The organism is Streptomyces sp. NPDC005141, from assembly GCF_053599975.1.
In genome coordinates, this window is sequence record NZ_JBSFYW010000147.1 from 1 (window position 1) to 2,588 (window position 2,588).

General features: G+C 65.3%; 2 protein-coding genes. Both read left to right on the forward strand.

What is annotated here, in order from left to right; genetic code table 11:
- The first annotated feature begins 591 nt into the window (after positions 1-591).
- On the forward strand, positions 592-1,251 hold the full coding sequence (locus tag ACWD68_RS41705; protein WP_451811689.1) for a hypothetical protein: 660 nt from the start codon (positions 592-594) through the stop codon (positions 1,249-1,251).
- Positions 1,252-1,307: 56 nt separating this feature from the next.
- A complete protein-coding gene (locus ACWD68_RS41710) occupies positions 1,308-2,417 on the forward strand; it encodes a helix-turn-helix domain-containing protein (protein ID WP_329362994.1) in 1,110 nt (369 codons plus the stop codon).
- Positions 2,418-2,588: the final 171 nt, after the last annotated feature.

Sequence of the window (2,588 nt, forward strand, 5' to 3'; positions counted from 1 at the left end):
GCGAGTACTTTCTGGGGGCAGCCATGGTCGATGTTCCTCTCATGAGTCCCATCTGACCCGCTGTCAGCATCTTCCGCATCTCGGGGGAACCTCAAGCTGGTCCGGCCCGATATCGGTGCCGCGCAGGTCCACCACGTACCAGCCAGGCTCTGCGCTCCGGGCCGCCCGTCCGATCCGCTGCCAGCGGGGCTGTTTACCCGTGCCCCCTTCCAAGGCGATCCACTCGCCCAGTGCCGTCGTGATTTCCTCACGCCACCCCACGCACCGTCCCCCAGCCCCCGCCCCGTGTTCGGATCGGCAAACCTACCCCGCCGCACTGTGCGACATACCAGGGGTGGCCGTGAACTGCAGGCAAGCGGGTTGAGTCGGGCCTCATGTGAGCGGCCCGGATCAAGCGTGCCAAGCCCTGGCCGATGCAGCAGACCGCTGCGTGACCGGTGGGGCGATGAGGTCGCCGCCCCTTCAAGCTGTGACCGTCGCCGGTGAACTCCGCCGGAGCAAAGCAGACTTGGAGCGCGTCACTTATAAGGATGGAACCGCAAATGCGGTAACATCCTTATAAGTTCGTGCCTGTCGAGTCCCGGAGGTTGAATGGCCGTCCCTGCCGTTGCTGCGCTGGAGTCTGACGACTACCGCGTGCAGTTGGCCGCCCTCGGTACCAAGTTGGAGTACTTGCATCCGGCCTTGCGGGCCGGTGAGATCGCCCGCCGCTCGGCGACACCCAACCATCCGGCCAACACGGCAGGGACCCGGGCGTACCAGGAGCATGTCCGGATCATCCGTGAGATGCATATCCAGCATGAGGGTTGGAAGCGGCTCCTGCACGACCACCTCGAAGTCGTCTGCAGCCCCGACAGGACCATCGCCATCGGGGTCATGGCCGGGGACGCCGCGACGGGGGACCGTGCTCTTCACCCCCGAAACCAGCGACATCGCGGTGCCGCGACGGAACGGGCGGCCGAAGTCAACGCCCAGCTGGAGTTCTTTCCCCGGCCGGTACGCCGTCACGAGATCGTCCTGAACGCAGAGGAGACGGACCGGCTGCAAGTCTGGTTCCTCGTCTCCTACCGGGTAGAGGACGGCGACAGGCTCCACATCCACAACGAGCTGTCGCTGCCCGGTGAAGTGGCGGACGGCTTCGTTACGAGGTGGAGGCGGCGCATCCCTCTCCCGGTCCTTGAAATGGACGGAATCGAACCAATGTACGAAGATGGACCCGGCGAGATCGACATCCCCGTCGACTTCCGCTGATCGTCCGTCCTGGTGCGGCACTGTTGAGCCAGTGCCGCACCCTGCACCACCGACAAATGAGGCAGTCCGCCATGGTGACTCCATCACGCATCACGCTGGCCCGGAAACGCCGGGGGCTGACCCTCGCAGAACTGTCCGAGCAGGCAGGTGTCTCACTGCAGAGCCTGTCCAACTACGAGACGGGCCGGACCTCGCCCCGGCCACCGACCGTGCGCAAGATCGCCACAGCGCTCGACTTCCCCGAGCCGTTCTTCAGCGGTCCGGAGCTCAACGAACTCCCCCCAGAGGGGATCTCGTGGCGCGCCCGGACCAAGACACCGCCGCGGGTTCTGGACTCGGCCCGCGCCGCGGGCACCCTGGCCGCGCAACTGTACGACTGGATTGCTGAGCGGTTCCGCCTGCCGGAACCGGATCTCCCGTCCCTCGGCAAGCCGGACCCGGAAACGGCCGCGGACATGGTGCGCACCCGCTGGAACCTCGGCCAGGCTCCGGCGCCGAACATGGTGCACCTACTGGAAGCCCACGGCGTCCGGGTCTTCTCGCTGCCGCCGGACTCGCTGGAAGTTGACGCCTTTGCGGTTTGGAGGTGCGGTGTCCCCTTCATCTTCCTGAACACCATGAAGACCGTGGAACGCGGCAGGTTCGACGCTGCCCACGAGCTGGGCCACCTGGTTATGCATGCGAGCGGTGAGCGCTCCTGTACCGGACCGGAAGCCGAGCGGCAGGCGAACGACTTCGCCAGCGCCTTCCTGATGCCGGCGGCCAGCGTGCTAGGGCACATGCCCGCAGGCGCTCGTATAGACCAGATTCTCGAAGGTAAGCGCATCTGGAGAGTCTCCGCCATGGCACTCACATACCGGATGCACGACCTGAACCTCCTTACTGACTGGCAGTACCGTTCTACCTGCTCGGAACTGAGTGCCCGCGGATACCGCACCGACGAGCCTCAAGGCATGCAGAAGAGGGAGACCTCGCAGATCCTGCCCAAGGTCTTCCAAGGACTTCGCACCAAGGGCGTCCGCCCGAGCAATGTGGCCGAACAACTCGGCGTCACATCGAGGGAGATGAAGACGATGCTGTTCGGGCTGACCATGACTGCCATGGAGGGAGGCGGCGCACGCGACGGCGGCCACAGGGTCGACGGCGCATTGAGCCTCGTACGCTGAGCTTGCGACTTCAACCGAGGAGCAAGAGTTCGCTCCACCTTCACGGGCCAACTCCTACTGCTTGACGATCTATAGAAGTCGACCGTTCACCTGCGGTGACGCCCCGCGGGCGTGAAAATCGGTACAGGGGCTGTCCGCCGACGCCGCTTGATGTTTGGGCCGTGAGCCCGC

Excerpts from the sequence above, each read along its gene's own strand:
- ACWD68_RS41710 (WP_329362994.1), top strand. The coding sequence starts at position 1,308 with ATGAGGCAGTCCGCCATGGTGACTCCATCACGCATCACGCTGGCCCGG.
- ACWD68_RS41705 (WP_451811689.1), top strand. The coding sequence starts at position 592 with ATGGCCGTCCCTGCCGTTGCTGCGCTGGAGTCTGACGACTACCGCGTG.